Origin of the sequence: Serratia sp. Ag1 (genome assembly GCF_000743355.1) — a bacterium.
Taxonomy (GTDB): domain Bacteria; phylum Pseudomonadota; class Gammaproteobacteria; order Enterobacterales; family Enterobacteriaceae; genus Chania.
Genome location: NZ_JQEI01000027.1, coordinates 1 through 25052 on the forward strand (window position 1 = coordinate 1; position 25052 = coordinate 25052).

The 25052-nt window shown below is 53.2% G+C and carries 19 protein-coding genes; 3 read left to right on the top strand and 16 right to left on the bottom strand.

Translation table 11 applies throughout. The annotated features are described in order from the left end of the window. The 4 genes from IV04_RS17500 to IV04_RS17515 all read right to left on the bottom strand — a co-directional run. Positions 1-236 (bottom strand): transposase (locus IV04_RS17500; protein ID WP_037441190.1); only part of this gene is annotated, 236 nt, incomplete at its 3' end. 25 nt (positions 237-261) lie between these two features. After that, entirely contained in the window at positions 262-492 is a 231-nt protein-coding gene (locus IV04_RS17505; RefSeq protein ID WP_037441193.1) for a hypothetical protein, read from the bottom strand. 125 nt (positions 493-617) lie between these two features. Further along, positions 618-1289, bottom strand: a complete 672-nt coding sequence (locus IV04_RS17510) for a molecular chaperone (RefSeq protein WP_152562910.1) — start codon at positions 1287-1289, stop codon at positions 618-620. A gap of 83 nt (positions 1290-1372) precedes the next feature. Beyond that, positions 1373-1900: a fimbrial protein gene (locus tag IV04_RS17515; protein WP_037398071.1), complete on the bottom strand. Its 528-nt coding sequence runs from the start codon at positions 1898-1900 to the stop codon at positions 1373-1375. Between the two features lie 864 nt (positions 1901-2764). Between IV04_RS17515 and glpD the strand changes: the two genes are divergently transcribed. Further along, positions 2765-4273, top strand: coding sequence for a glycerol-3-phosphate dehydrogenase (glpD, locus tag IV04_RS17520; RefSeq protein ID WP_037398069.1), 1509 nt, complete (start codon positions 2765-2767; stop codon positions 4271-4273). Between the two features lie 79 nt (positions 4274-4352). Here the strand turns inward: glpD and glgP are convergent, their stop codons facing one another. From glgP to asd, 6 genes are all read right to left on the bottom strand, one after another. Then, positions 4353-6800: a glycogen phosphorylase gene (gene glgP, locus IV04_RS17525; RefSeq protein ID WP_037398066.1), complete on the bottom strand. Its 2448-nt coding sequence runs from the start codon at positions 6798-6800 to the stop codon at positions 4353-4355. A gap of 24 nt (positions 6801-6824) precedes the next feature. Next, on the bottom strand, positions 6825-8258 hold the full coding sequence (gene glgA / locus IV04_RS17530; RefSeq protein ID WP_037398063.1) for a glycogen synthase GlgA: 1434 nt from the start codon (positions 8256-8258) through the stop codon (positions 6825-6827). A 74-nt stretch (positions 8259-8332) separates the two neighbouring features. Next, on the bottom strand, positions 8333-9610 hold the full coding sequence (gene glgC / locus IV04_RS17535) for a glucose-1-phosphate adenylyltransferase (RefSeq protein ID WP_037398059.1): 1278 nt from the start codon (positions 9608-9610) through the stop codon (positions 8333-8335). A gap of 12 nt (positions 9611-9622) precedes the next feature. After that, a complete protein-coding gene (gene glgX / locus IV04_RS17540; protein WP_037398056.1) occupies positions 9623-11611 on the bottom strand; it encodes a glycogen debranching protein GlgX in 1989 nt (662 codons plus the stop codon). Beyond that, positions 11611-13794: a 1,4-alpha-glucan branching enzyme gene (glgB, locus tag IV04_RS17545; protein WP_037398053.1), complete on the bottom strand. Its 2184-nt coding sequence runs from the start codon at positions 13792-13794 to the stop codon at positions 11611-11613. The genes glgX and glgB overlap by 1 nt, the downstream gene beginning before the upstream one ends. 528 nt (positions 13795-14322) lie before the next feature. Beyond that, on the bottom strand, positions 14323-15426 hold the full coding sequence (asd, locus tag IV04_RS17550; RefSeq protein ID WP_037398049.1) for an aspartate-semialdehyde dehydrogenase: 1104 nt from the start codon (positions 15424-15426) through the stop codon (positions 14323-14325). A gap of 346 nt (positions 15427-15772) precedes the next feature. Here asd and IV04_RS17555 point away from each other — a divergent pair, with 346 nt between their 5' ends. Beyond that, positions 15773-16366 carry a YhgN family NAAT transporter gene (locus IV04_RS17555; protein WP_037398077.1) on the top strand — a complete coding sequence of 198 codons (594 nt, stop codon included), beginning with the start codon at positions 15773-15775 and terminating at the stop codon, positions 16364-16366. 36 nt (positions 16367-16402) lie between these two features. On the opposite strand, the gene gntT is transcribed toward IV04_RS17555, so the two are convergent. Then, complete coding sequence (gntT, locus tag IV04_RS17560) at positions 16403-17719, bottom strand: gluconate transporter (protein WP_037398046.1); 1317 nt, start codon at positions 17717-17719, stop codon at positions 16403-16405. A 257-nt stretch (positions 17720-17976) separates the two neighbouring features. Between gntT and IV04_RS17565 the strand changes: the two genes are divergently transcribed. Beyond that, the gene (locus IV04_RS17565; RefSeq protein ID WP_037398043.1) at positions 17977-18483 is read left to right on the top strand and encodes a gluconokinase; all 507 of its coding nucleotides are present in this window, start codon (positions 17977-17979) and stop codon (positions 18481-18483) included. Positions 18484-18513: 30 nt separating this feature from the next. Here IV04_RS17565 and gntR read toward each other — a convergent pair whose 3' ends face one another. The 5 genes from gntR to iolD form a co-directional block, all read right to left on the bottom strand. Continuing rightward, positions 18514-19509: a gluconate operon transcriptional repressor GntR gene (gntR, locus tag IV04_RS17570; protein WP_037398040.1), complete on the bottom strand. Its 996-nt coding sequence runs from the start codon at positions 19507-19509 to the stop codon at positions 18514-18516. A 132-nt stretch (positions 19510-19641) separates the two neighbouring features. Next, entirely contained in the window at positions 19642-20337 is a 696-nt protein-coding gene (locus IV04_RS17575) for a pirin family protein (RefSeq protein ID WP_037398037.1), read from the bottom strand. A 346-nt stretch (positions 20338-20683) separates the two neighbouring features. Then, complete coding sequence (iolE, locus tag IV04_RS17580) at positions 20684-21580, bottom strand: myo-inosose-2 dehydratase (protein ID WP_037398034.1); 897 nt, start codon at positions 21578-21580, stop codon at positions 20684-20686. 44 nt (positions 21581-21624) lie between these two features. Further along, positions 21625-22638 (bottom strand): Gfo/Idh/MocA family protein, encoded by a 1014-nt coding sequence (locus IV04_RS17585; protein ID WP_037398031.1) that lies wholly within the window; start codon positions 22636-22638, stop codon positions 21625-21627. Between the two features lie 45 nt (positions 22639-22683). Then, on the bottom strand, positions 22684-24624 hold the full coding sequence (iolD, locus tag IV04_RS17590; RefSeq protein WP_037398028.1) for a 3D-(3,5/4)-trihydroxycyclohexane-1,2-dione acylhydrolase (decyclizing): 1941 nt from the start codon (positions 24622-24624) through the stop codon (positions 22684-22686). Between the last annotated feature and the right edge of the window lie 428 nt (positions 24625-25052).

Genomic DNA, 25052 nt, shown 5'->3' on the forward strand with positions numbered 1-25052 from the left:
ATCTGCGCTCTGAGCGACTGGATTTCACGTTGCTCTGGTGTCAGTGCAGGATTGTCCGGCGTCACCCCGCTGACTTCTTCTTTGTACTGGCGTATCCATTTACGCAATTGGCTGGGGTCCAACTCCAGAGCGCGTGCAACCTCGATGGTTGACCGCTGATACTTAACGACCTGCTCAATAGCTTCCAGTTCGAATTCAGGAGAAAAACGGCGTTTGGTCTGTTTAGGTTGAGTCATTATCAATTACCTCAATTGGCTGTCATTAAATTAACAGGCTATTGAGGTGTCCGGTAATACTGATCCACGACACTTCAAACACGCTCAGGTCAGTGCTGTCGTGATGGGGATTACCGACCTCCAATAAAGCCGGGTTGAAAGATTCACGGGCCTGTGCGCCAAAGGAAGTTCCCCCCAGCAGCAGTTGCGTAGCAATGAAATAAGCAAGCGGGCTGACGCGCTGCGAAGGCTTACTTTTTACCCAATTCCTAGACATGTCACTGACCTTTACGACGACTCACTTGTTTAACCTGATAGCCGAGAGGAGAACGTCCTTTCTCCCAAGCCCCTTTCTTCCCAGATGAGTTACAGTGCCTCTTGCAGCCTGCCCATCCGCCCCGTTTACAGCGTTCCGGTATGCTCTTTGCCTGAGCCGCCGTAATCATTAATGATTTTCCAGCTTATGCGGCCAGCACTGATCCCTTGCGGCAAGGTGAAGCTGGCGGTGCTGCCAGGGGCAACATAGGTCACTTCTTTCACCTCCTTGCCAGCCACCTTCACCCCTTGAAAGTTCATATAGAATGGGGTGGGATTGGTGACTTGCAGCTGATTGCCCTTGCGCTGCCAGACCAGCTTGCCTGCCACTTCTTCTGGATTGCCTTTCACCCCTTGCGGGCGATAGATCAGTTTGATGCGTGTCTTAACGGCAATTTGCAACGTGTTCTTATCAACGCCTTGATCAGCAGACGGAATAGACTTGATATTCATCCAGAATAACGATTCTTTATCCGCAGGCAGATTGCCGCCCGCCCGTACTATGCGCAGTACGTTCTCCCTGCCGCCATCCAAGCGGAATAGCGGTGGCGTCACTATAAAGGGGGCTTTCTCAACACCACCGGTCGTCTCAATCCAGCTCTGGATTAAATAAGGCGAGTTATCCGGGTTTTTGACGCTCAGTGAAGACTCCTTCTTATCGCCGTCATAAATCAGCCGGGTTCCTCCCACAATGACACCCGCCTGTGCCACATTTATGGTGAATAACAGGGCTAAAATTAATGCAGGTGAAAAATTCATATATCTTGATTCCAAAAATAAAGATTCAATAATAACGGGGAGTATTCCCCCCGTTATTTCACAACTTTTTATCAGGCTGATTTTTAGTTGTAATTAATAGTGAAACTGGCTACGGCATTCGCCTGGCCTACACCCACTTCAGTTTCGGTTGCAATATAACGAGCAACGAAGTCCAGGTTATTAACACCGGTAGATACCAGTGGATAGGTGGCTGAAGCGGTGTTCAATTGCAGAGCGGTTGCAGAAGCATCACTCAGTTGAATGCCCACGCCGGTGGCCACGCCAGCGCCCTGGGTCAGTGCCAGAACGCTGTTGTCACCAGCGGCAGCGGCACCTTCAAATTTCACTGCTGCGCCAGTCACTGAAACTGGGCAGTTTTTCAGTTGCAGGGTAAATTTGGTTGCTGAAGCGGTATCACCAGCGCCAGAGAAAGCCGTTTTAGCCACTTTCCCCAGCTCAACGTTCAGCGGAGCACTCACGTTGTTCACCACTTCACAGGCGGAATCGATGATCTCACCCGTAAAGTTGATCTGGCCATCTACAGCAAACGCAGAAGCAGAACTCATAGCAGCAACAGCGGCCAGGGCAGCAACGATAATATTCTTTTTCATTTAATACTTTCCTTGAAAATACGAGATTCCGTATTTATGACTTAATTTGATGCATTAGCATCGTTCCATAACCCAGTAATAGCTCAAATTGCCTTTGCATTAGCTTGCGTACAATTTGAATTATTTAGAGTAGATAATACTATTGGTTTGGTTGATAACCGCTCGGCCAATAGTGCCCGATTAACATGCTTGTGAATATTATTCACAAAACATGGAATTTTTTACTCAACTTTTTCTGCTAATTACCAGCACGCGTTAATAGTCTGGTTATTTATATGGGCTTTAGAAAACCTTAAGATGGTGAGTTATTAATCTGAGTTTCTCTAAGATTGATTATTTAGGATATATGGTGTCATTTCTAACCAATTAGATTTTTCATAACGGGTATATTGTCTTGCGATGGGGGGAACTATAGAGAGGTTTTTTATTGCCGAGGAGATGTTATTTTGTTGGGCGCAATGTTTTATTTTTATAGCCTGATTGAAAGATGATAAAAATCAATAATTTGAAAAATTAAAATAAAAGGCATCATATGAAAATATAATGTGTGATTGCGATTTAATACGTTAACCATGTGTAGACTGTGGTTTAATCTGCCAGTTTGATCAAAAAAAAGCCAGTACAAATATGCAGCTTACCCAAGCTCACATAATCCAGCTCAAAAAAATGACTTTCTCTCATCGTTCGGCGATAAGCAGACCGCTTAGTGAACAGCATCCAATGCCGATCATCACTAAATCGTTACCTTTATCACGCCAGAATGTTTTTTTTGGTTAACTCTTGGCTTGTTTGTTGGTTTTTGATTACAATAATGAGCGAAAACGAACATTAAAGAGCTATTCCGAACATCTGGAGGAAGTTAACGTGGAAACCAAAGACTTGATCGTGATCGGTGGCGGCATCAATGGTGCTGGCATCGCCGCAGATGCGGCCGGGCGCGGGCTGTCCGTTCTGCTACTGGAAGCGCAAGACTTGGCCTGTGCTACGTCTTCCGCCAGTTCAAAGCTGATCCACGGTGGCCTGCGCTACCTGGAGCACTACGAATTCCGCCTGGTAAGTGAGGCACTAGCCGAGCGCGAAGTGCTGCTCAAACTGGCTCCGCATATTGCTTTCCCGATGCGCTTCCGCCTGCCGCACCAGCCGCATCTGCGCCCAGCCTGGATGATCCGCACTGGCCTGTTCCTGTACGATCACTTGGGTAAACGCACCAGCCTGCCAGGCAGTAAAGGGTTGCGCTTTGGACCAGAATCGGTGCTGAAGCCAGAATTAACGCGCGGTTTCGAATATTCAGACTGCTGGGTAGACGATGCTCGCCTGGTGGTATTGAACGCGCAAGAAGTGGTTAAGCACGGTGGCGAAGTGCGCACCCGCACTAAAGTCACCCGCGCCTGGCGTGAAAACGGCCTGTGGGTGGTAGAAGCCACTGATGTCGACAGCGGCAAAACCTTCACCTGGCGTGCCAAAGGGTTGGTCAATGCCACCGGCCCATGGGTGAAACATTTCTTCGACGACGGCCTGCAGCTCAAATCGCCTTACGGCATCCGTTTGATCAAAGGCAGCCACATTGTGGTACCCAAAGCGCATAACCAGCCACAGTCGTACATTCTGCAAAACGAAGATCACCGCATCGTGTTCGTTATTCCGTGGCTGGATGAATTCTCGATCATCGGCACCACTGACGTGGAATACCACGGCGACCCGAAAGACGTGAAGATCGACGATAACGAAATCGACTATCTGTTAAAAGTGTATAACGATCACTTCAAGAAGCAGCTTGGCCGTGACGATATCGTCTGGACTTATTCCGGCGTGCGCCCACTGTGTGACGATGAGTCAGATTCACCGCAGGCGGTTACCCGTGACTACACCTTGGATGTCCACGATGAGCAGGGCAAAGCCCCGCTGCTTTCCGTATTCGGTGGCAAACTCACGACTTACCGCAAGTTGGCTGAGCATGCGATGGAAAAACTGGCCCAGTATTACCCAGGCTCTGGCCCGGCGTGGACCAAAAACGGCGCACTGCCCGGTGGTGATATCGGTGGCGATCGCGACAGCTATGCCGCCAAGTTACGCCGTCAACATAGCTGGTTGCCAGAATCGCTGGCCCGCCGCTACGCCCGCACTTACGGCAGCCACAGCGAACTGATTCTGGCGAATGCCGGTAGCCTGAGCGAATTGGGTGAAGACTTTGGCCACGGTCTGTATGAGGCTGAGCTGAGTTATCTGGTGGAAAAAGAGTGGGTTATCGAGCTGGATGATGCCATTTGGCGCCGCACCAAGTTGGGTATGTGGCTTGATGAAGCCCAGCAGGCACGGGTACAAGCCTGGTTAGCGGAAAACGCGAAGCCGAAGGCACTGTCGCTGGCGTCTTAATCTCAAGGCAAAAAAAGAGGCTCAATCTGCTGAGCCCCAGTCATTTGTCACTTCAGGGCCGATTTTCGGCCCTTTTCTATTACAGCTTGATCGGTTTAATGTTCCAGATGTCGTCCGCGTATTCCTGAATGGTACGATCAGACGAGAAATAGCCCATATTGGCAATATTCAATATTGCACGCCGCGTCCAGTCGTCCTGATTGAGATACACCTCGTCCACTTTATCCTGCGTATCCACATAACTGCGGTAATCTGCCAACAGTTGGTAGTGATCGCCCAGATTAACCAGTGAATCGAACAGGTTACTGTAACGCTGCGGTTCTTCCGGGCTGAACGCGCCAGTGGCAATCTGCGTCAATGCCTGATGCAGCTCGGCGTCCTGCTCAAAATACTGCCGTGGGTTATAGCCCGTACGGCGCAACTCTTCTACCTGCTCAGCGGTGTTGCCGAAAATGAAGATATTCTCTTCACCAACATGCTCGCGCATTTCGACGTTTGCACCGTCCAGCGTGCCAATAGTCAGCGCGCCGTTAAGAGCAAACTTCATGTTACTGGTGCCTGATGCTTCAGTCCCCGCCAGCGAGATCTGCTCGGAAAGATCCGCCGCTGGAATGATCATCTGCGCCAGGCTCACGCCGTAGTTCGGAATGAACACTACTTTCAGATCGTCATGTACCCGTGGATCGTTATTGATCACCTTCGCCACATCGTTGATCAAACGGATGATTTGCTTGGCGGCGTAGTACGCCGAAGCCGCTTTACCGGCAAAAATCACCACGCGTGGCACGCTCTTGCTTTCTGGATCCTGCAACAAACGGTTATAGCGAGTGATCACATGCAGCACGTTAAGCAGTTGGCGCTTATATTCGTGGATACGTTTGATCTGCACGTCAAACAGCGCATCCGGGTTTACCACTACGTTGAGTTTTTTGGCGATGTAGCTCGCCAAACGCTCTTTATTCTGGCGCTTGGCCGCCTGTACCGCCTGCAGGAAACTCGGGTAATCCACATTAGGTTTGATTTCAGCAAGTTGGCTGAGATCGGTACGCCAATGCTGGCCAATGCTGTCATCCAGCACTTTCGACAATGGTCGGTTAGCCAGCCCCAGCCAGCGGCGCGGCGTCACCCCGTTGGTTTTATTGCAGAAGCGATCCGGGAATATCCGAGCAAAATCGGCAAACAGAGACTGCACCATCAGCTCAGAGTGCAATGCAGAAACGCCGTTCACTTTATGGCTGGCGACCACCGCCAACCACGCCATACGCACCCGCCGACCATTGGTTTCATCAATGATGGAGACGCGCGACAACAGTTCGTTGTCGTCTGGGATCGCTTCCTGAACCTGCTTGAGGAAGTGATCGTTGATTTCGAAAATAAGCTGCAGGTGGCGCGGCAGGATCTTGCCCAGCATATCGACCGGCCAGGTCTCCAGCGCTTCGCTCATCAGCGTATGGTTGGTATAAGAGAACACCTTCTCCACCACCGCCCACGCATCCAACCAACTGAATTTGTGCTCATCAATCAATAAGTGCATCAGTTCAGGAATCGACAGTACCGGGTGGGTGTCATTCAGGTGAATGGCAATCTTATCGGCCAGATTGTCGAAGGTTTTGTGCATCGTCCAGTGACGGTTGAGAATATCCTGCACCGTGGCCGATACCAGGAAATACTCCTGCCGCAAGCGCAGTTCACGGCCAGAATAGGTCGAGTCGTCTGGATAGAGCACGCGCGACACGTTCTCGGAGTGGTTTTTATCTTCCACCGCAGCGAAATAATCACCCTGATTGAATTTACCCAGGTTGATTTCATTACTGGCCTGCGCGCTCCATAAGCGCAGCGTGTTGGTGGCATCAGTATCAAACCCCGGGATCACCTGATCGTAAGCGATAGCCACGATCTCCTCGGTTTCCAGCCAGCGTGCTTTCACGCCTTCCTGCTGGACACGCCCGCCAAAACGCACCTTATAGCGAGTGTTGTGGCGCGGGAACTCCCACGGGTTACCATGCTCCAACCAGTAATCTGGCGACTCCATCTGCTGGCCGTTAACAATGTTCTGCTTGAACATGCCGTATTCATAGCGAATACCGTAGCCCCGCCCAGGCAACGCCAGCGTGGCGAGCGAGTCGAGGAAGCAGGCAGCCAAGCGCCCCAGGCCGCCATTCCCCAACCCAGGATCGTTTTCTTCTTCAAGCAGTTCGCTCAGGCTCAGGCCCATTTCGTCCAGAGCGTCTTCAATATCCCGGTAAATCCCCATGGATAACAGAGAGTTTGATAATGTACGGCCAAGCAGGAACTCCATCGACAGGTAATAAACCTGCCGCACGTCCTGCGAAAGCTGGGCGCGGTTAGAGCGCAACCAGCGTTCTACCATCCGGTCACGTACCGCAAACAATACGGCGTTCAACCAGTCGTGCTGGGTAGCAATCGCCGGATCCTTACCGACAATAAACATCAATTTATAGGCGATAGAGTGTTTCAGCGCTTCCACACTGATCGTGGGTGAGGTGTAACTAAACGGTGAAGTCATAATGATTCGATCCCAAGTGCGTAATTACAACAAGCGTTGATAAAGCGACAGATAATCCTTTGCTGCAACCTGCCAGCCAAAGTCCAACCTCATGGCGTGGCGTTGCACGTGGCGCCAGTGTTTTGGCCTGCGCCAGAGCACCAAGGCGCGTCGGATGGCGTTACTCAAGGCAACGGCGTCACAATCATCAAACACAAATCCGCTGGCAGTGCCGTCGGCCAGATTCTCCAGCGCGCAGTCCACTACCGTATCCGCAAGCCCACCAGTGCGACGCACCAGCGGCAACGTTCCATATTTCAAACCATAAAGCTGAGTCAAACCGCAAGGCTCGAAGCGGCTCGGCACCAGAATCACGTCCGCACCACCGATAATCCGGTGGGAAAACGCCTCATGGTAGCCAATCTGCACCCCTACCTGCTCAGGGTAGTCAGCCGCTGCCGCCAGAAAAGCCTGTTGCAAGACCGCATCACCGGCCCCCAGCAACGCCAGTTGCCCACCCTGTTCAAGCAGCGCAGGCAACGCATCCAGTACCAGATCCAGCCCTTTCTGACTGGTCAACCGGCTGACCACGGCAAACAACGGCAGAGATTCATCCACTTTCAGCCCCATGGCTTTTTGCAGATGCACCTTGTTTTTTGCCTTCTCCTTCAGACGATCGGCGTCATAAGACGCGGTGAGACGTGCGTCATGGGCAGGATCCCAGATTTTGTCGTCCACACCGTTAAGAATGCCGCTTAACCGCCCTTGCCGCTGACGATCCTGCAACAACCCCTCCATACCATAACCAAACTCCGCACGGGTAATCTCACGCGCATAGGTCGGGCTGACGGTAGTGATATGATCGGCAAAAAACAGCCCGGCTTTAAGGAATGAGATCTGCCCGTAAAATTCCAGACCGTAAATATTGAGGAACGGCTGTGGCAACCACAGTTCCGACATATGATGGGCAGAAAACAGCCCCTGATAAGCCAGGTTATGCACGGTGAAAATAGAGCGTGCCGGGTAACCATTGGCCGCCAGATAAGCGCAGGCTAACCCGGCATGCCAATCATGCGCATGCACCACTTTGGGCCGCCAATAATGATCGAGCCCTTTCGCCAGTTCACAGGCCATCCACCCCAGCAACGCAAAGCGGCGGTGGTTGTCCGGGTAAGCATTCATTGCCTGATCGTGATAGGGGCTGCCTGGCCGATCATACAGCCAAGGCGCATCAATCAGATAGATGCCGACGCCATGATAGGTGCCGTACCGCAAACCCACGCGCCCAACGAAAGAATCGATCTCCGCCACCAGTACGGTGTCCGGAATACCGTTACGGATATCAGGAAAAGCCGGTAACAACACCCGAACGTCCGCGCCTGCGGCAATTTGCGCCGCTGGCAATGCGCCAACAACGTCTGCAAGACCACCCGTTTTCAGCAGAGGGAACATTTCAGAACATACGTGTAAAACCTGCATTATCACTCCTGAAATTCGGCAAAAACTTCTTTGCGCAGATAGAGGGCGCAGCAAGCGCCCAAGGGTTCAGCAAGCTACAGCTTTGCCAGCATTTCGCGCGTTACCAGCACAATGCCTTCTTCTGAACGATAAAAACGTCTGCGGTCATCGTCAGCATTCTCGCCAATCACCATCCCTTCAGGAATCTGGCAGGCCCGGTCAATAATGCAGCGCCGCAGGCGGCAAGAACGACCAACGTTCACATCAGGCAGTAATACAGAAGAGTCAATAGTACAGAAAGAGTTCACCCGCGCGCGCGAGAACAGCACCGAATGCACGACCACCGAACCGGAAACGATACAGCCGCCAGCAACCAACGAGTTCATGGTCATGCCGTGGCTACCGGAACGATCCTGCACAAATTTGGCCGTCGGCAACGGCTCCATATAGGTACGAATCGGCCAGGCGCGATCGTACATATCCAGCTCCGGCGTGACCGATGCCAGATCAAGATTAGCACGCCAATAAGCCTCTAGCGTCCCGACATCACGCCAATACGGCGGTGAGTCTGGGTTGGAAGTCACGCAGGACAGGTTAAAAGGATGCGCCCAAGCTTCACCTTGCGCGGTAATTTTTGGGATCAGATCTTTGCCGAAATCATTGGTGGAGCCCGGCGTCAACACATCCTCTTCCAGTAAGCGGAACAGATATTGTGCGTTGAAGATGTAGATCCCCATGCTGGCCAATGACATCTCCGGGTTGCCCGGCATGGCTGGCGGATGCTCCGGCTTTTCAAGAAACTCCAGAATCTGGTCGTTATCGTCCACCTTCATCACACCAAACTCGCTGGCCTGGCCGATCGGCACCGGAATACAGGCCACCGTACACTGTGCGCCTTTCTCCACGTGGTCGATCAGCATGCGCGAGTAATCCATTTTATAAATATGGTCGCCAGCCAGGATCACCACATACTCTGCATCGTAACGGCGAATAATATCCAGGTTCTGGTATACCGCATCGGCGGTGCCTTTGTACCAGTTATCAGAACTCTGGCGCTGCTGGGCTGGCAGCAAATCAACAAACTCATTCATCTCTTCATTGAGGAACGACCAGCCGCGCTGGATATGCTGCACCAAGGTGTGGGAATGATATTGGGTAATCACCCCCATCCGGCGGATCCCCGAGTTCAGGCAGTTCGACATGGCAAAATCGATGATGCGAAACTTACCGCCAAAGTGCACTGCCGGTTTGGCACGGGTAGAGGTCAAATCTTTCAAACGCGAGCCACGACCGCCAGCCAATATCAGGGCAACGGTTTTATTCGGCAGTTGGCGCGCCAACATCAGGGGGTCTTTACTCTCAAACCTAACCATAGCTGACTCCTTTTAATTTTTCTTTTCTGCCAGCACGCAAAGCGAATGCGCAGCCTGGCACCAGGTGGGTAACTCCACCTGTGAATCTTCCTGAATAAAGGGGGCAACAACCTGCCAATTCCCTTCAGGTAACGTCATCTCAACGGCTTGCCGCGTGGCATTAATCACCAGCAGCCAGCGTTGCGACAGGCGAATCTGTAACAACCGTTCGCCCTGTTCCCACTCCTGTGCCGTCAGCGGTTGCCCATGCACATTCAACCACTGCACGCTGCCGTCTCCCTCCTGCCACCAGCCATCCTGCTGCAAAGCGGGGATTTGCTGGCGCAGGCGAATCAGCGCGGCGGTGTAGGCGGTAAGGGAATCATCCGCTTTGGCCCAGTTGAGCCAGGTGGTTTCGTTATCCTGACAATAGGCATTGCTGTTGCCTTGCTGGCTGTGGCCATGTTCATCGCCAGCCAGCAACATCGGGGTTCCCTGGGCCAGAAGCAGCGTGGCAAGAAGCGCCCGCTGGCTAGCCCTGCGGTGTTGCACAATGGTCTCGTCGGCGATGAGGCCTTCAACACCGTGGTTATAGCTAAAGTTATGGTCACTGCCATCACGGTTTCCTTCGCCGTTCGGCTGGTTATGCTTCCGGTTAAAACTCACTACATCCTGCAACGTGAATCCGTCGTGAGCCGCTAACATATTGATACTGGTATGAGGTGCGCGCCCACGTTGGTTGAACACATCGCTGGAGGCAGCAAAACGCCGAGCGAACTGACCGAGAGACAACTGGCCATGCAGCCAGAAGTTACGGATATCGTCACGGAAGTGGTCATTCCATTCGGCAAAACGGCCAGGAAACGCCCCAACCTGATAGCCACCAGAACCGATATCCCAAGGTTCGGCAATCAGTTTGCAGCGCCCCAGCGTGTCGTCCGCCAGCATCGCCTGAAACAGCGGTGCATCGCGGTCAAACGCCGGTGTACGGCCTAACACGGTGCCAAGATCAAAACGGAAACCGTCAACATGGCACTCGCGTACCCAAAAACGCAGGCAATCCATCACCCACGCCACTCCTGCTGGCTGATCCAACCGCAGCGTATTGCCGCAGCCCGTAGCGTTAACATAGCCACCGTCCGGTTCAAGCCAGTAGTAACTCGGATTGTCGATACCACGCAGCGATAGCGTTGGCCCATCGAGATCCAATTCAGCGCTGTGGTTGAACACCACATCGAGAATCACTTCAATACCCGCCTTGTGCAGCGCTTTTACCGCATCGCGCAGCTCGTGCAATGGCGTCATCCCGGTTCGCAGGCTGGCATAGCGGTTATCTGGCGCATAAGGTGCCAGCACGTTATAGCCCCAGTAGTTGATCAACCCCATGCGCTGCAAACGCGGTTCCGTGGTGTGCTGCTGCACCGGCAACAGTTCAAGCGCGGTAATCCCCAACCGCTTGAAGTGGGCGATCATCACCGGATGCCCGAGAGCAGCAAAGCTGCCGCGCAGCATCGGCGGGATTTCAGGATGCAGTAACGTCAAACCACGCACGTGGGCTTCATAGATCACCGTTTTGTTCCACGGCGTGGCCGGTGGGCGATCGTCTTCCCAGTCGTAGCGCTCATCGATCACAATGCATTTCGGCATCAACGACGCGCTATCTTGTGGATCCGGCCAATCGTAGCCGCCATGCAGATCCAGATGATCGGCTACCGGCCCTTCCACAGCACGAGCAGCGGGATCGAGCAACAGTTTGTTGGGGTTAAAACGCAAGCCTCGCTGTGGCTCGAACGGGCCATGCACCCGGAAACCATAACGCAGCCCCGGTTTCCCGCCAGGCAGGTATCCATGCCAGATACCGCCGCTGCGTGCAGGCAACGGCAAACGCGTCTCCCGCTGTTCACTGTCGAACAGACAGAGCTCCACCTGTGTGGCATGGGCAGAAAACAGCGTAAAATTGATGCCGTTACCGTCGTAATAAGCCCCTAAAGGCGCTGCGAGGCCAGGCGTCAGTGCTGTCATTACACCTCCCGCAACAGATAAACCGTTGCCAATGGTGGCACCATGATACTGATCGAGTGTTCACGGCCATGGCTGCCGATCGGCTCCGCAATCACCCGCCCCTGATTACCCGCATTGCTGCCGTGATAATGGTGCGAGTCGGTATTGAGGATTTCACGGTATTCACCAGGGCGAGAAACACCGATGCGATAATTGTGGCGCGGCACCGGGGTGAAGTTGCTGATGGCAATCAGTTCATTGCCGTGCGAGTCATAGCGGGCAAAAGCAAACACCGAGTTTTCATGATCGTCCACCACCAGCCACTCAAAACCACCGGCTTGATAGTCACGTTCATACAGCGGTGCGTGGTGCTGGTAACAGTGGTTGAGATCGCGCACCAGGCGCTGCACCCCGTGGTGCCAACCATCCATCCCTTCCAGCAGGTGCCAGTCAAGGCTGGTATCGAAGTTCCATTCCTGCCCCTGAGCAAACTCACTGCCCATAAACAGCAGTTTTTTGCCTGGATGCGCCCACATGAAACCGTAATAGGCGCGCAGGTTAGCGAATTTCTGCCAAGCATCACCCGGCATCCGATCCAGAATAGAACCTTTACCGTGTACCACTTCATCGTGAGAAATCGGTAATACAAAGTTCTCGGTGTGAGCGTACAGCATGCCGAACGTCATCAGGTTGTGATGATATTTACGGTGTACCGGATCGCATTTCATGTAATTCAGCGTATCGTGCATCCAGCCCAGATCCCATTTGTAATGGAACCCCAAACCGTTGGACTCCGGCGGCAGCGTCACCCCCGGGTAATCGGTGGACTCTTCCGCCAGCGTCACCGCACCCGGGCGCTCTTTGCCCACGGTCTGGTTGGTGTAGCGCAGAAAAGAGATGGCCTCCAGATTCTGGTTGCCGCCGTAGCAGTTTGGCACCCATTCGCCGTCGGCACGGCTGTAATCGCGGTAGATCATTGAAGCAACCGCATCCACACGCAGCCCGTCGATACCAAAACGTTCCAGCCAATAAAACGCATTGCCCGCCAGATAGTTACGCACTTCGTGGCGGCCATAGTTGTAGATCAGCGTGTTCCAGTCTTGGTGGAATCCTTCACGTGGATCGGCGTATTCATACAGCGCGGTGCCATCGAAGTTCGCCAACCCGTGGGCATCACTGGGGAAATGCCCCGGCACCCAATCGAGTATCACGTTAATTCCGGCCTCATGAGCCGCAGCCACAAAGGCTTTGAATTCCGCAGGGGTGCCGAAACGGCGCGTCGGGGCATACAATCCCAGCGGCTGATAACCCCAACTGCCATCAAACGGATGTTCGTTGATCGGCAACAGCTCAATATGGGTGAAGCCCATCTCTTTGACGTAAGGGATCAGTTGCTCGGCCAATTCCTGATAGCTGAGCCAGAAATTGTTATCGGTATGACGCCGCCATGAGCCAAGGTGCACTTCGTAAATTGAGATCGGGCGAGCAAAATCATTGGCATGCTGCCGTTCAGGGGAGTTCTCTACCACCTCCGGCAGAGGCGTAATCAACGACGCCGTATCTGGCCGCATCTGCGCTTCGAAAGCGTAAGGGTCGGCTTTTAGTTGGATATTGCCGTAGCAATCGATGATCTCATATTTATACAGCTGACCGGCCTTGGCATCCGGCAGGAACAACTCCCAAATGCCGTTTTCTCTGCGCAAGCGCATCGGGTGGCGACGGCCATCCCAAAAGTTGAACTCACCCACCACAGAAACCCGCTGCGCATTCGGTGCCCATACGGCAAAACTGACACCTTCCACATCGCCCAGTTTCCCTGGGTGAGCACCCAGCCGTTCATAAGGCCGCAGATGGGTGCCTTCGGCCAGCAGCCAAGTATCGATATCCTGCAGCAGAGTGCCAAAACGGTAAGGATCTTCGATAATTTGCTGATGATCGCGCCAACTGACTTCTAACTGGTAACAAAACGGGTTTTTACGGCGCGGTACGATAGCACTGAAAAAACCGCGCTCATCATCACAATTGAGTTGAACCAAGCGTTTACCGGTTTTACTCTCCACCAGATTCACGGTGACCGCATCCGGTAACAGAGCACAGACTTGCAAGCCACGCTCTGTCAAATGCATACCCAGCAGGGCGAAAGGATCGGCATAGTGGCCGGAAATGAGCTGATTAATCACGTCACGATTGGGAAGTACAGGCATAGCATTCTTCCTTAGATTAAGAGCATGACTCTTAAGGGGCTACATCCAAAGCAGCCATTGGGCCTATCATGCAATTCATTCAGAACCTAAAGCGTGATTTCGGTCGGTTATTGATTAATTAGCATCCTTAAAAGCCGAAATACCGCTCTTTATGTCTATTTTTCAGACAAATGCTCACCATTAATCGGTAAGAATTCGCCAGCCTAACAAGCATAGTCAAAGTCTGGTAAAGCATTGATGATTTCAAAGGGAAATTTTTGTTGGGAAAATGGCAGTGCTGTCTGCGTCTTTACACCATAATCGGCTTTGTGACACGGGTGTTACGCTGGTGTTTCATTCCCTCTTTCAGCAATTTTATTCGTATCCCTCAAACCTGAAACGATGAGGAAGTGGGTTGCATACACAGAGAACAGACATTGTTGAAAACAAGGCGCTAAAGGGCTGAAAGAAACCAGCCCTGCAAAAGTGGAGCTTATCCCCAGCAAACCCGGTCTGTATCTGCAAACCGAGGTCGCCTCGAGATCAATGTTATAACAGAATACGCAGCATACGGCGCAACGGTTCGGCGGCACCCCACAGCAACTGATCGCCGACGGTGAAGGCAGACAGATATTCCGGCCCCATATTCAGCTTGCGCAGGCGGCCAACCGGCGTGTTCAGCGTACCGGTCACTGCCGCAGGCGTCAGCTCACGCATGGTCAGCTCACGGTCGTTCGGGATCACCCGCACCCAGTCATTGTGCGTCGCCAGCAGTTGTTCGATTTCGGCCAGTGGCACATCCTTTTTCAGCTTCAGGGTAAATGCCTGGCTGTGGCAACGCAGCGCACCAACCCGCACACACAGGCCATCGACAGGAATGATCGCCGACGTATTGAGGATTTTGTTGGTTTCCGCCTGGCCTTTCCACTCTTCGCGGCTCTGGCCGTTATCCAGTTGCTTGTCGATCCATGGGATCAGACTGCCCGCCAACGGCACACCAAAGTTATCGGTTGGCAACTTGCCGGAACGCGTGGCTTCCGTGACTTTGCGTTCGATCTCCAGAATGGCCGAAGCCGGGTTCTGCAGCTCTTTGGCTACGTCAGCGTGCAGCATCCCCATTTGCGTCAGCAATTCACGCATATGACGCGCACCGCCACCGGACGCCGCCTGGTAGGTTGCCACCGACGCCCACTCCACCAGATTGTTGGCAAACAGGCCACCCAGTGACATCAGCATCAGGCTGACCGTACAGTTCCCACCGACAAAGGTTTTGATGCCTTTATTCAGCCCTTGCTGGATCACTTCGTGGTTCACCGGGTCGAGGATGATAATCGCATCGTCGTTCATGCGCAGAGAAGAGGCTGCGTCGATCCAATAGCCGTTCCAGCCGGTTGCACGCAACTTTGGATAGATTTCACTGGTATAATCGCCGCCCTGGCAGGTAATTATGATATCAAGCGCGCGCAGCGCCTCAACATCATACGCATCTTGCAGCGTACCCTGCTGGCCACCAAAAGCCGGGGCAGCAGCGCCGTGCTGCGAGGTGGAGAAAAATACCGGGCGAATGGCGTCAAAATCGCGCTCTTCTGTCATGCGTTGCATAAGTACAGAACCGACCATACCGCGCCAACCGATGAAACCAACGTTTTTCATAATTTACAATCCTGCCTTGGGGATAACGACGATGTCGTAATGTGATGAATATATTTATACCCAAAATACTTGGAGTTGCAGGTAGGCGGCAACAGAGCAAATCCCGATGAGCTTACTCAAGTAAGTGATTCGGGTGAGCGAAGGCAGCCAACACCCCTGCAACTTCAAGTATGAAGGGTATACCCACCTTACAAAATGTCGGCGCAAGCGCAAAGTGAATTTATTCGATGGCTGAGCAATTCTCAGCAATGCTTCTTATATATCTGCCATCCTTCTAAGAGATGGGGATGTAGAGACCAGGGTGTTACCGGAACAACCGGTACATTTTTCAAATGTCGAGGTAATGATGACAGAGATGATTTCGGCCACCGTGCTGCTGTTTTTAATCATGGATCCGCTGGGTAACCTGCCGATTTTTATGTCGGTGCTCAAGCATCTGGAGCCCCGCCGACGCCGGATAGTGTTGGTGCGTGAGTTGCTGATCGCCCTGCTGCTGATGCTGATCTTTCTGTTTGCCGGTGAGCGCATTCTGGCATTTCTCAGTCTGCGCACCGAAACCGTGTCGATCTCCGGCGGGATTATCTTGTTCCTGATTGCCATCAAGATGATTTTCCCGTCTCAGGAGGGGAACAGTACCGGCCTTTCTGCCGGTGAAGAACCCTTTCTGGTGCCGCTTGCCATTCCACTGGTGGCCGGGCCTTCGATTCTGGCGGCATTGATGCTGCTTTCGCACCAGTATCCTAACCAGTTGTCGCATCTGGTGGTGGCGCTGCTGATTGCCTGGGGGTTGTCTGCGGCGATCCTGCTGATGTCGAACCTGTTCCTGCGCCTGCTGGGCAGCAAAGGGGTGAGCGCGCTGGAAAGGTTGATGGGGCTGATTCTGGTGATGCTCTCTACCCAGATGTTCCTGGATGGCATCCGCGCTTATATGAAACTGTAGCAAGCCAGGGCGCTGCTGCGCCCTGGCGTTACAACGTTAAATTACCATCGCCAGCAACAGACAGCCAATCAGGCCGCAGACTGAAATGATGGTTTCCAGCACTGACCAGGACTTGATGGTTTCCACAATCGTCAGGTTGAAATACTCCTTGAACAGCCAGAAGCCAGGATCGTTAACGTGCGAGAAGATCACGCTGCCTGAACCCACGGCGATCACCATCAGTTCCGGGCTGACCCCGGTGGTGGCGATCAGTGGAGCCACAATACCGCCTGCGGTAATCGCCGCTACGGTGGCAGACCCCAGCGCAATGCGCAGTATCGCGGCGATCGACCAAGCCATCAGGATCGGTGAAACGCCGCTGCTCTGCATCATGCTGGCAATGTACTTATCTACTCCGCTGTCCACCAGCACCTGCTTGAACGCGCCGCCACCGCCGATGATCAACAGCATCATGGCAATGATTTTGATCGACTCGGTCACGGTAGCCATGACTTCATCCATACTGCGGCCACGGTTCAGGCCGAAGGTGAAGATAGCGATCAATACCGCAATCAGCGTTGCCATGACCGGATCGCCGAAGAACTCTGCATAGGGCAGAGCAGCATGGCCTTTTGGCAGCACCATTTCCGCAACCGCACGCAATGCCATCAGGATCACCGGCACCAGCGAAGTCATCACGCTGACCGTAAAACTGGGCATTTCTGCTTCGCTAAAGGTTTTTGGGTTGTACAAACCTTCAGGAATCGGCTTATCGATGCCTTTCAGGAAACGGGCATACACCGGGCCCGCCAGAATCACGGTCGGGATCGCCAGCAGCGTACCGAACAGCAGGGTTTTACCCATGTCCGCATGGAAGATCGTGGCAATCGCGGTTGGGCCAGGGTGCGGCGGCAGGAAACCATGAGTGACAGACAGCGCCGCAGCCATGGGCACACCGACATACAGCAACGGAATACGCGCAGAAGCGGCGATGGTGAACACCAACGGCAACAGCAAGACGAAGCCCACTTCGTAGAACAAAGCGAAACCGACGGTAAAACCGGTGAGCACAATCGCCCATTGAATATGTTGCTTGCCAAACTTGTCGATCAGGGTGGTAGCGATACGTTGTGCGCCACCACAGTCCGCCAGCAGTTTACCCAGCATGGCACCAAAGCCCATGATCAGCGCCAGGCCCCCCAAAGTGCCACCCACACCAGCCTTGATGGAAGTAATCACCTTATCTACTGGCATACCCTGCATGATCCCAACCGCCAGCGCGACCAGAATCAACGAGATAAAGCCGTTCAGTTTAAAACGGATCATCAGCAGCAGTAGCATCGCTACGCCGACTGCAACAATCACTAATGGCATAATATTTCTCCATCTTTTATCACTTAGCCTTTTCGCAAACGCTGGCGAAGAGGGTGTTTGGTTTTAGTTTTACAGCCCTGTCCTGGTGCTATCAGGCCGCTTGAGAGCGATTGAGTACAGACGACTACCCCTGGTTCTACCCTTTGTGATGACAATCACATCTCCATTTGTTACCCGTATCATGATACCGGTAACATGCTAAGATTCGGAACCATGAAGCTAGGCGAAATTTTTATTCTGAGATAGAGATCAAACTTATGGCGGGAAAAAGCATCATCCTGATGGGCGTCTCCGGTAGTGGTAAATCCACCATTGGCGCGGCTGTCGCGCGGGAAATCCAGGCAAAATTCATTGATGGCGACGATCTGCATCCACGCGCCAATATCCAGAAAATGGCCAGCGGGCAACCATTGAACGACGATGATCGGGCGCCTTGGTTGCAGCGCCTCAACGATGCGGCGTACAGCCTGCATCATAAAAATGAAACCGGGATTATTGTCTGTTCCGCACTCAAACGCCGCTACCGCGATCTGCTGCGCAAAGACAATGAAAACATGGTGTTCATTTACCTTAAAGGCAGCTTCGATGTGATTCTGGCCCGCCTGCAAGCGCGCTCCGGGCACTTTATGCCGACTGACCTGCTGAAAAGCCAGTTTGACGCTCTGGAAGAGCCCAGCGACGACGAACAGGACGTGATTTGCATTGATATCGACACCGATATCGAAGGTGTCGTCAGCCGTTGCGTGGCTGAACTGCAGAAATAAAGGGCTGAGGGCGCAAATGAGCGCCCTGCTTCAGATGCTGCCGCCGGGGATCACGGTGAAACCGACATCCACCATTCGTGGGCCGACCGTTTCGCCACGCAGACGGGCCAGCAAACGCTCCGCACCGATCTGCCCCATACGCTCACGCGGCGTCAACACGCTCGCCAACTTCGGCACCATCACCTGGCCAATATCGTGCCCGTGGAAACCGGCAATCGCCATATCCTGCGGGATCGCCAGCCCCTGACGCTGGCATTCAAACGCCGCGCCGATCGCCAGATCGTCATTGGTGCAAAAGATGCTGTCGATCTGCGGATAATCGCGCTGCGCCTCACGCAACAGCTCGCCACCGGCAGAGTAAGAAGAAGAGCGTGTGGTCATGACACTGTGCGGTTCAAGGCCGGATTCACGCATCGCCTGTTCATAACCCTGCTGTTTGATCAGGGTACGTTCATCCTGGCGCGCGCCGAGATATACCACGTGGCGGTGGCCGCGTGCGATAATTTGCTGAGTCATCTGGCGAGCGGCTTCAAAGTTATTGAACCCGACCGCCAGATCGATGCAGGGCGAGACGCAGTCCATCAGTTCCACCACCGGGATCCCCGCCACTTCGATCATCTTCAACGTTCGCGGAGTGTGGTGACGTTCAGACAGAATCAGCCCGTCAATGTTGTAAGACAGCAAAGACGTCAGGCGTTCTTCCTCACGCTCCGGCAGATAGCCATAGTGCGCCAGCATGGTCTGATAATTATGCGCATCGGTCACGCTCTCAATACCACGCAGTACTTCAGCAAACACCTGGTTGGTCAGCGACGGCAACAGCACGCCGATCGCTCGGCTGGTGGAGTTGGAGAGAATATCCGGAGCACGGTTGGGGATATAACCCAGCTCATCCAGCGCGACCGCGATTTTCTGCTGTAGGGCGGCAGAAACCTGATCAGGGTTGCGCAAATAGCGGCTCACCGTCATCTTAGTGACGCCAACCTGATCCGCGACATCTTGGAGCACCGGCCTTTTTTTCTTCATTATCAATGAACTGGCTTACCGTGAATGGGGAACCATTCTAGCAAAAAAAACCGCTGGCCGATATTGTTGGTTATGCGCTCTGCGGGCAAAAAAAGGGGTTCAGCACGCTGAACCCCAGGGATCGTGATTCCGTTATTGTGGTGGCAGATCGAACAGCAGTATCTCGCTGTCTTCATCGGCATGAATCGACAGTGCAACTTCGTCCCACGCAGCAATCGCATCGCTGGTCCCCGCTTTGTGGCCGTTAATCGTAACATTGCCACGCACCACCTGGATCCAGACCCGGCGCTCAGCCAGGATCGAGTACACTGACTGCTCATCTTTCTTCAGTGCCCAACGCGATAATGTCATGTCCTGGAACACTTTCAGCGAGCCTTCACGGGCGTCCGGTGACAGCACCAACTGGCGGCCCTGCGGGGCATCAAACCTGCGCTGCTCATAACGTGGCGTCAACCCAACCTGATCAGGGATAATCCAGATCTGATAAAGATGCAGTGGGCGATCGTTATTGGCATTGTACTCAGAGTGGCGCACCCCAGTACCCGCGCTCATGATCTGAAACTCACCGGCATGGATCTGCTCTTTATTCCCCATGCTGTCCTGATGCTCTACCGTCCCACTCAATATGTAGGTCAGGATCTCCATATCTTTATGGGGATGAGTACCAAAGCCCTGACCGGCGTCGATCACATCTTCATTGATCACTCGCAGTGCCGAGAACCCCATAAAGTTAGGGTCATAGTAGTCAGCAAATGAAAAACTATGCCAACTATCCAACCAACCATGATTGGCATGACCGCGATCTTCTGCTTTGCGTAAATAAATCATCTTCAACTCTCCTCAATGTTTTCTACAGTCTAGTCTTGGCAGGAGAATAAGAAAGCGTAAAAATCTCACCCCTCTCGTCAAAAAATTAGATGGAGTTTTCAGCAGAGTTGCAAATAAGTTGGCCGAGTCAGCAAGCGGATAGAACGGATAGATTTGGGCAAAAAAAAAGCCAGCACCCGAGCTGGCTAAATTAACACTGGAAGCAATGTGAGCAATGTCGTGCCTTCAAGCAGGAGCATCAAAAATTGAGGCTTCCCCCTGAATGCGCATTAATAATAATCATTCTCATTATCACTTGTAAAGCGTTTTTTTGAGCCTTTATTGATTACTACGGGGCCCCGTCGGTTTAAATACCCGCAGTTTCCCGCAGGTAGCGCCGCGCTTTCAGCGCATACTCAAATGGGTTGGCAATCGCCGGATCCTGCTCGGCCTCTACCACCATCCAGCCACGATAACCAGATTCATCCAGCAGCTTAAACACCGGTCGGAAGTCGATCACGCCGTCACCCGGCACGGTAAAAGTACCCTTCTTGACGCCGTCAAGAAAGCTCAGCCTGTTGGCTTTCACTGTGGCAACCACGTCATCACGCACGTCTTTCAAATGCACATGGTTGATACGTGGCAGGTATTTTTCCAGGATCGCCAGCATCGCGCTCTGGCTGCCTTCGGCATAATACGCGTGCCCGGTATCGAACAGCAGGTAGACATCGTCGTTCACCATACTCATATAACGGTCAATCTCTTCTGCCGTCTGGATACCAGTGCCCATATGGTGATGCAGACACACCTGCATACCTTTGCTGGCAGCTATTTTGGCCAGTTGGTTATAGCCAGCTGCAACGCGCTGCCACTCTGCGTCACTGAAATAAGGTTTCTCTTCAAATACCCCTTTGGTGGTGCCCTGGATGCTGCGGCTTTGCTCGGAACAACCAATCACTTTTGCGCCCATGGCATGCAGGAAATTCATATGGTTAACAAATTCATCGATGGTTTTCTCTGGCAAACCATCCGCAAAGAAGGTGCTGAACCAGGCATTGCAGATCTGGATGCCACGGATATCCAGCATCGGTTTCAGCACTTTCGGGTCGCGCGGGTATTTACTGCCCACTTCACAGCCGGTAAACCCCGCCAGCGCCATTTCGCTAATGCACTGCTGAAAGGTATTTTCTTGCCCCAGTTCAGGCAGATCGTCGTTGGTCCAGCCAATCGGGGCGATGGCCAGCTTTACATGTTCCTGGTTCATTTTCAGCCTCAGTAATCGGTTAATGCCCGCCGCTTGCGGCCTATTTATTTGCTGTAAAAATCAGGGCGGATGGGCAGCCTGATCGGCACAATTTCACCACTGAGCTGGGCGGCAATACAGGCATCGGCAGCCACCGCTGCGGCATAGCCATCCCAAGCCGAAGGGCCGGTCAGTTTGCCGGTTTGCACATCGTTGATAAAAGCTTGCAGTTCAACGTCATAGGCATCGATAAAACGTTCTTTCCAGTCGGTAAGGATCTCGGTCGAAAGCTTGGCACCGCTACGCATCTGCACGGCAGAAGGTTCCGGTAACTTGGCAATACCGGTTTCACCAACAACTTCACACTGAATGTCGTAGCCGTACTGGCAATTCACAAAAATTTCCACATCAATACGAGTCCCTTTGGCCGTTTCAAGCAGCACAATTTGCGGATCTTTCAGGTGTGAGTAGGCTTTGGAAGACTTACGGGGGAATACCACCTGTACAGAGACATAATCGTCATCCAGCAGCCAGCGCAACACGTCGATCTCGTGGATCAAAGTATCGGTAATCGCCATATCCGTGGTGTAGGCTTCGCCGACCGTCGGGTTGCGGTGCGCGCAATGCAGCATCAGGGGTTCGCCAATTTGGCCGCTGGTCAGCACCTGTTTCAGCGCTCGATAGCCCTGATCGTAAGGGCGCATAAAACCAACCTGCACCAGACGCTTACCCTGTTTGGCTTCGGCTTCGACGATGTTTTTACAGCCCTGCGCGGTAACCGCCAGCGGCTTTTCGCAAAATACCGGTTTACCTGCGGCGATCGCCGCCAACACGAACTCTTCATGGCTGGGCCCCCATGAAGTCACCAGCACCGCCTGCACATCGGTAGCGCGGATCAGTTCATGGCCGCTGTCGTACACCTGCGCATCCAGCCTCAGTTCATTAACCACTTTGACTGCGCTATCACGGTTAATATCATTCACCGCCACCACACGGCTGCCCTGCAACACTTTGCTGCAACGGCGAATATGATCTCTGCCGATGGCTCCAGTACCAATCACCCCAATATTCAATGTCATTTTTGCTCTCCTCGCTTATGTACGGCAGATATCACGTCCAGGAATTCAGTAATCACGCGCTTGCTCGATGTTCTCTTGCTGTCTGCGGACGGCAGCGGCAATCTTTTCACTTTCAGCCACCTGCGCCCCGCCCACGCGCCACCAGCTGAGATAGTTGTGCACCATGGTTTTGGGCAGCACTTTGATATCCAGCAGGGTAGAAACCTGCTGCTTGCGCGCATCCACCAGCGCGTCGATCAATTGCTGTTCATTGGTTACGCTGTAGGTTTTGCAGCCATAAGCCGCCGCCAGCATGGCAAAGTTGACTGGCACCAGTTCACCATCCAATTGTCCGCACTGCGGGTTACGGAAGCGGAACTCGGTGGTGTAGCTGCCCATACCGTTGCCCATCTGCAGATTGTTGATGCAGCCGTTGGTCATGTTATCGAACAGCAGCACGTTGATTTTGCAGCCTTCCTGGATCGAGGTGACCAGTTCGGAATGCAGCATCATGAACGCGCCGTCACCCACCATGGCGTACACTTCACGCTGTGGTTCGGCGAGCTTGACGCCCAGCGCGGCATTCACTTCGTAACCCATGCAGGAGTAACCGTATTCCACGTGATAACCGTGCTCACTGCGGTTTTGCCAGACACGCTGCAGGTCACCCGGCAGGCTACCGGCAGCGGCGACAATGATGCCGTCTGGCGGCAGGTGCTGATTCAGTACGCCCAGCACCCGGCTTTGCGTCAGCACAGAATCGGTTTTCGCGATAAATTCGGCAAATACCCGCTGATGATCGAGGGAATCGTCGATTTCTGGCACAAAATCACGACCGGTATAGGTGGCCTGATACACGCGCTGAGTTTCTTGCTGTTGTTCGCTGAGAGCGTTGCGGATAGCATCGCCCCAATCGGAACGGTACTGCGTCTGCGCCAGTGAGTGACTTAAGGCCTCCAGCGCCTCGCGTGCATCCGCCAGCACCTGCACCGCGTCCAACTTCCCGGCATCAAACGCGCTAACGTTGATATTGAGGAAAGCGACTTCCGGATGTTGAAACAGCCATTTTGATGAGGTGGTGAAATCGCTATAGCGGGTGCCAACGCCAATCACCATATCGGCCTGTTTTGCCAGCATGTTGGCCGCCAGACAGCCGGTTTCACCGATACCGCCCAGGTTATAAGGGTGATCGGAAGGCACCGTGCCTTTCCCGGCCTGGGTTTCTGCAAACGGAATATGGAACTGCTCGGCGAACTGCTTCAATACCTGCCCAGCCTGCGAATACTTCACGCCACCGCCGCAGATCAGCAGCGGTTTGCGCTTACTTGCCAACAACGCCAGCGCATCAGCCAACATGCTTGCGCTGGCCGGGCGGCGATCGAGGCGATGCAGCCGTTTCTGGAAGAAGTAATCCGGGTAGTCGTAGGCTTCGCCCTGCACGTCCTGCGGTAGACACAGCGTGACGGCACCGGTTTCTGCCGGATCGGTCAGCACCCGCATGGCATTGATGCAGGCGCTCATCAGTTGCTCTGGGCGCACAATGCGATCCCAGTATTTGCTGACAGCACGGAAGGCGTCGTTGGTGCTGATACTCAGATCGTAAGACTGCTCAATCTGCTGCAATACCGGATCCGGTTGGCGCGAGGCAAACACGTCACCCGGCAGCAGCAATAACGGAATGCGGTTCGCCGTAGCCGTGGCCGCAGCGGTGAGCATATTGGCCGCGCCGGGGCCAACGGACGAAGTGCAGGCATAGATCTGCCGCCGCAGTTTCTGCTTGGCAAAACCGGTGGCGGCGTGCGCCATGCCCTGTTCATTGCGCCCCTGGTGCACCCGCAGATCGCCACAATCCTGTTCCAATGCCTGCCCAAGCCCGAGCACATTGCCGTGGCCAAAGATCGCGAAAATCCCTTTGACGAACTTGGTCTCCACACCATCTGCCAACAGATACTGGTTGTCGAGAAATCTGACCAGCGCCTGCGCCATGGTTAACCTGATCTTCCCCATTTACTCACCCTTTCGATTGGTTATCCGTAGGTGCCCTGCAACGGGATGCCATGCCTGGGCCTGAGAAACTTGTGATGCTGATAAACCTGAAACGCCATCGATTATAAACAAATATATTTTCCATTATATTTAATAACAGAAAAAATATTCCATTTTGCGATAAGGATCGCATAACAATCGAATCAAAAACCAAATTTACATAATAAATTCATTACATTATGAATTTTATTTATCGTGAGGATGTAAAAAACACCCGTCAATTATCAGCCAACACTTGGCAGGAAAGGGTTTACCCCGGGTTACAGCCTCACTCGTTTACGAGGTATAAATTTCATTTAATATTGAAATTGAAATTTTTATTCCTCATAATTTATTTTCCTCCTTTACCGGGTCGCAGTCGGCTTTCGCTTAATACAGAAGGAAACGGG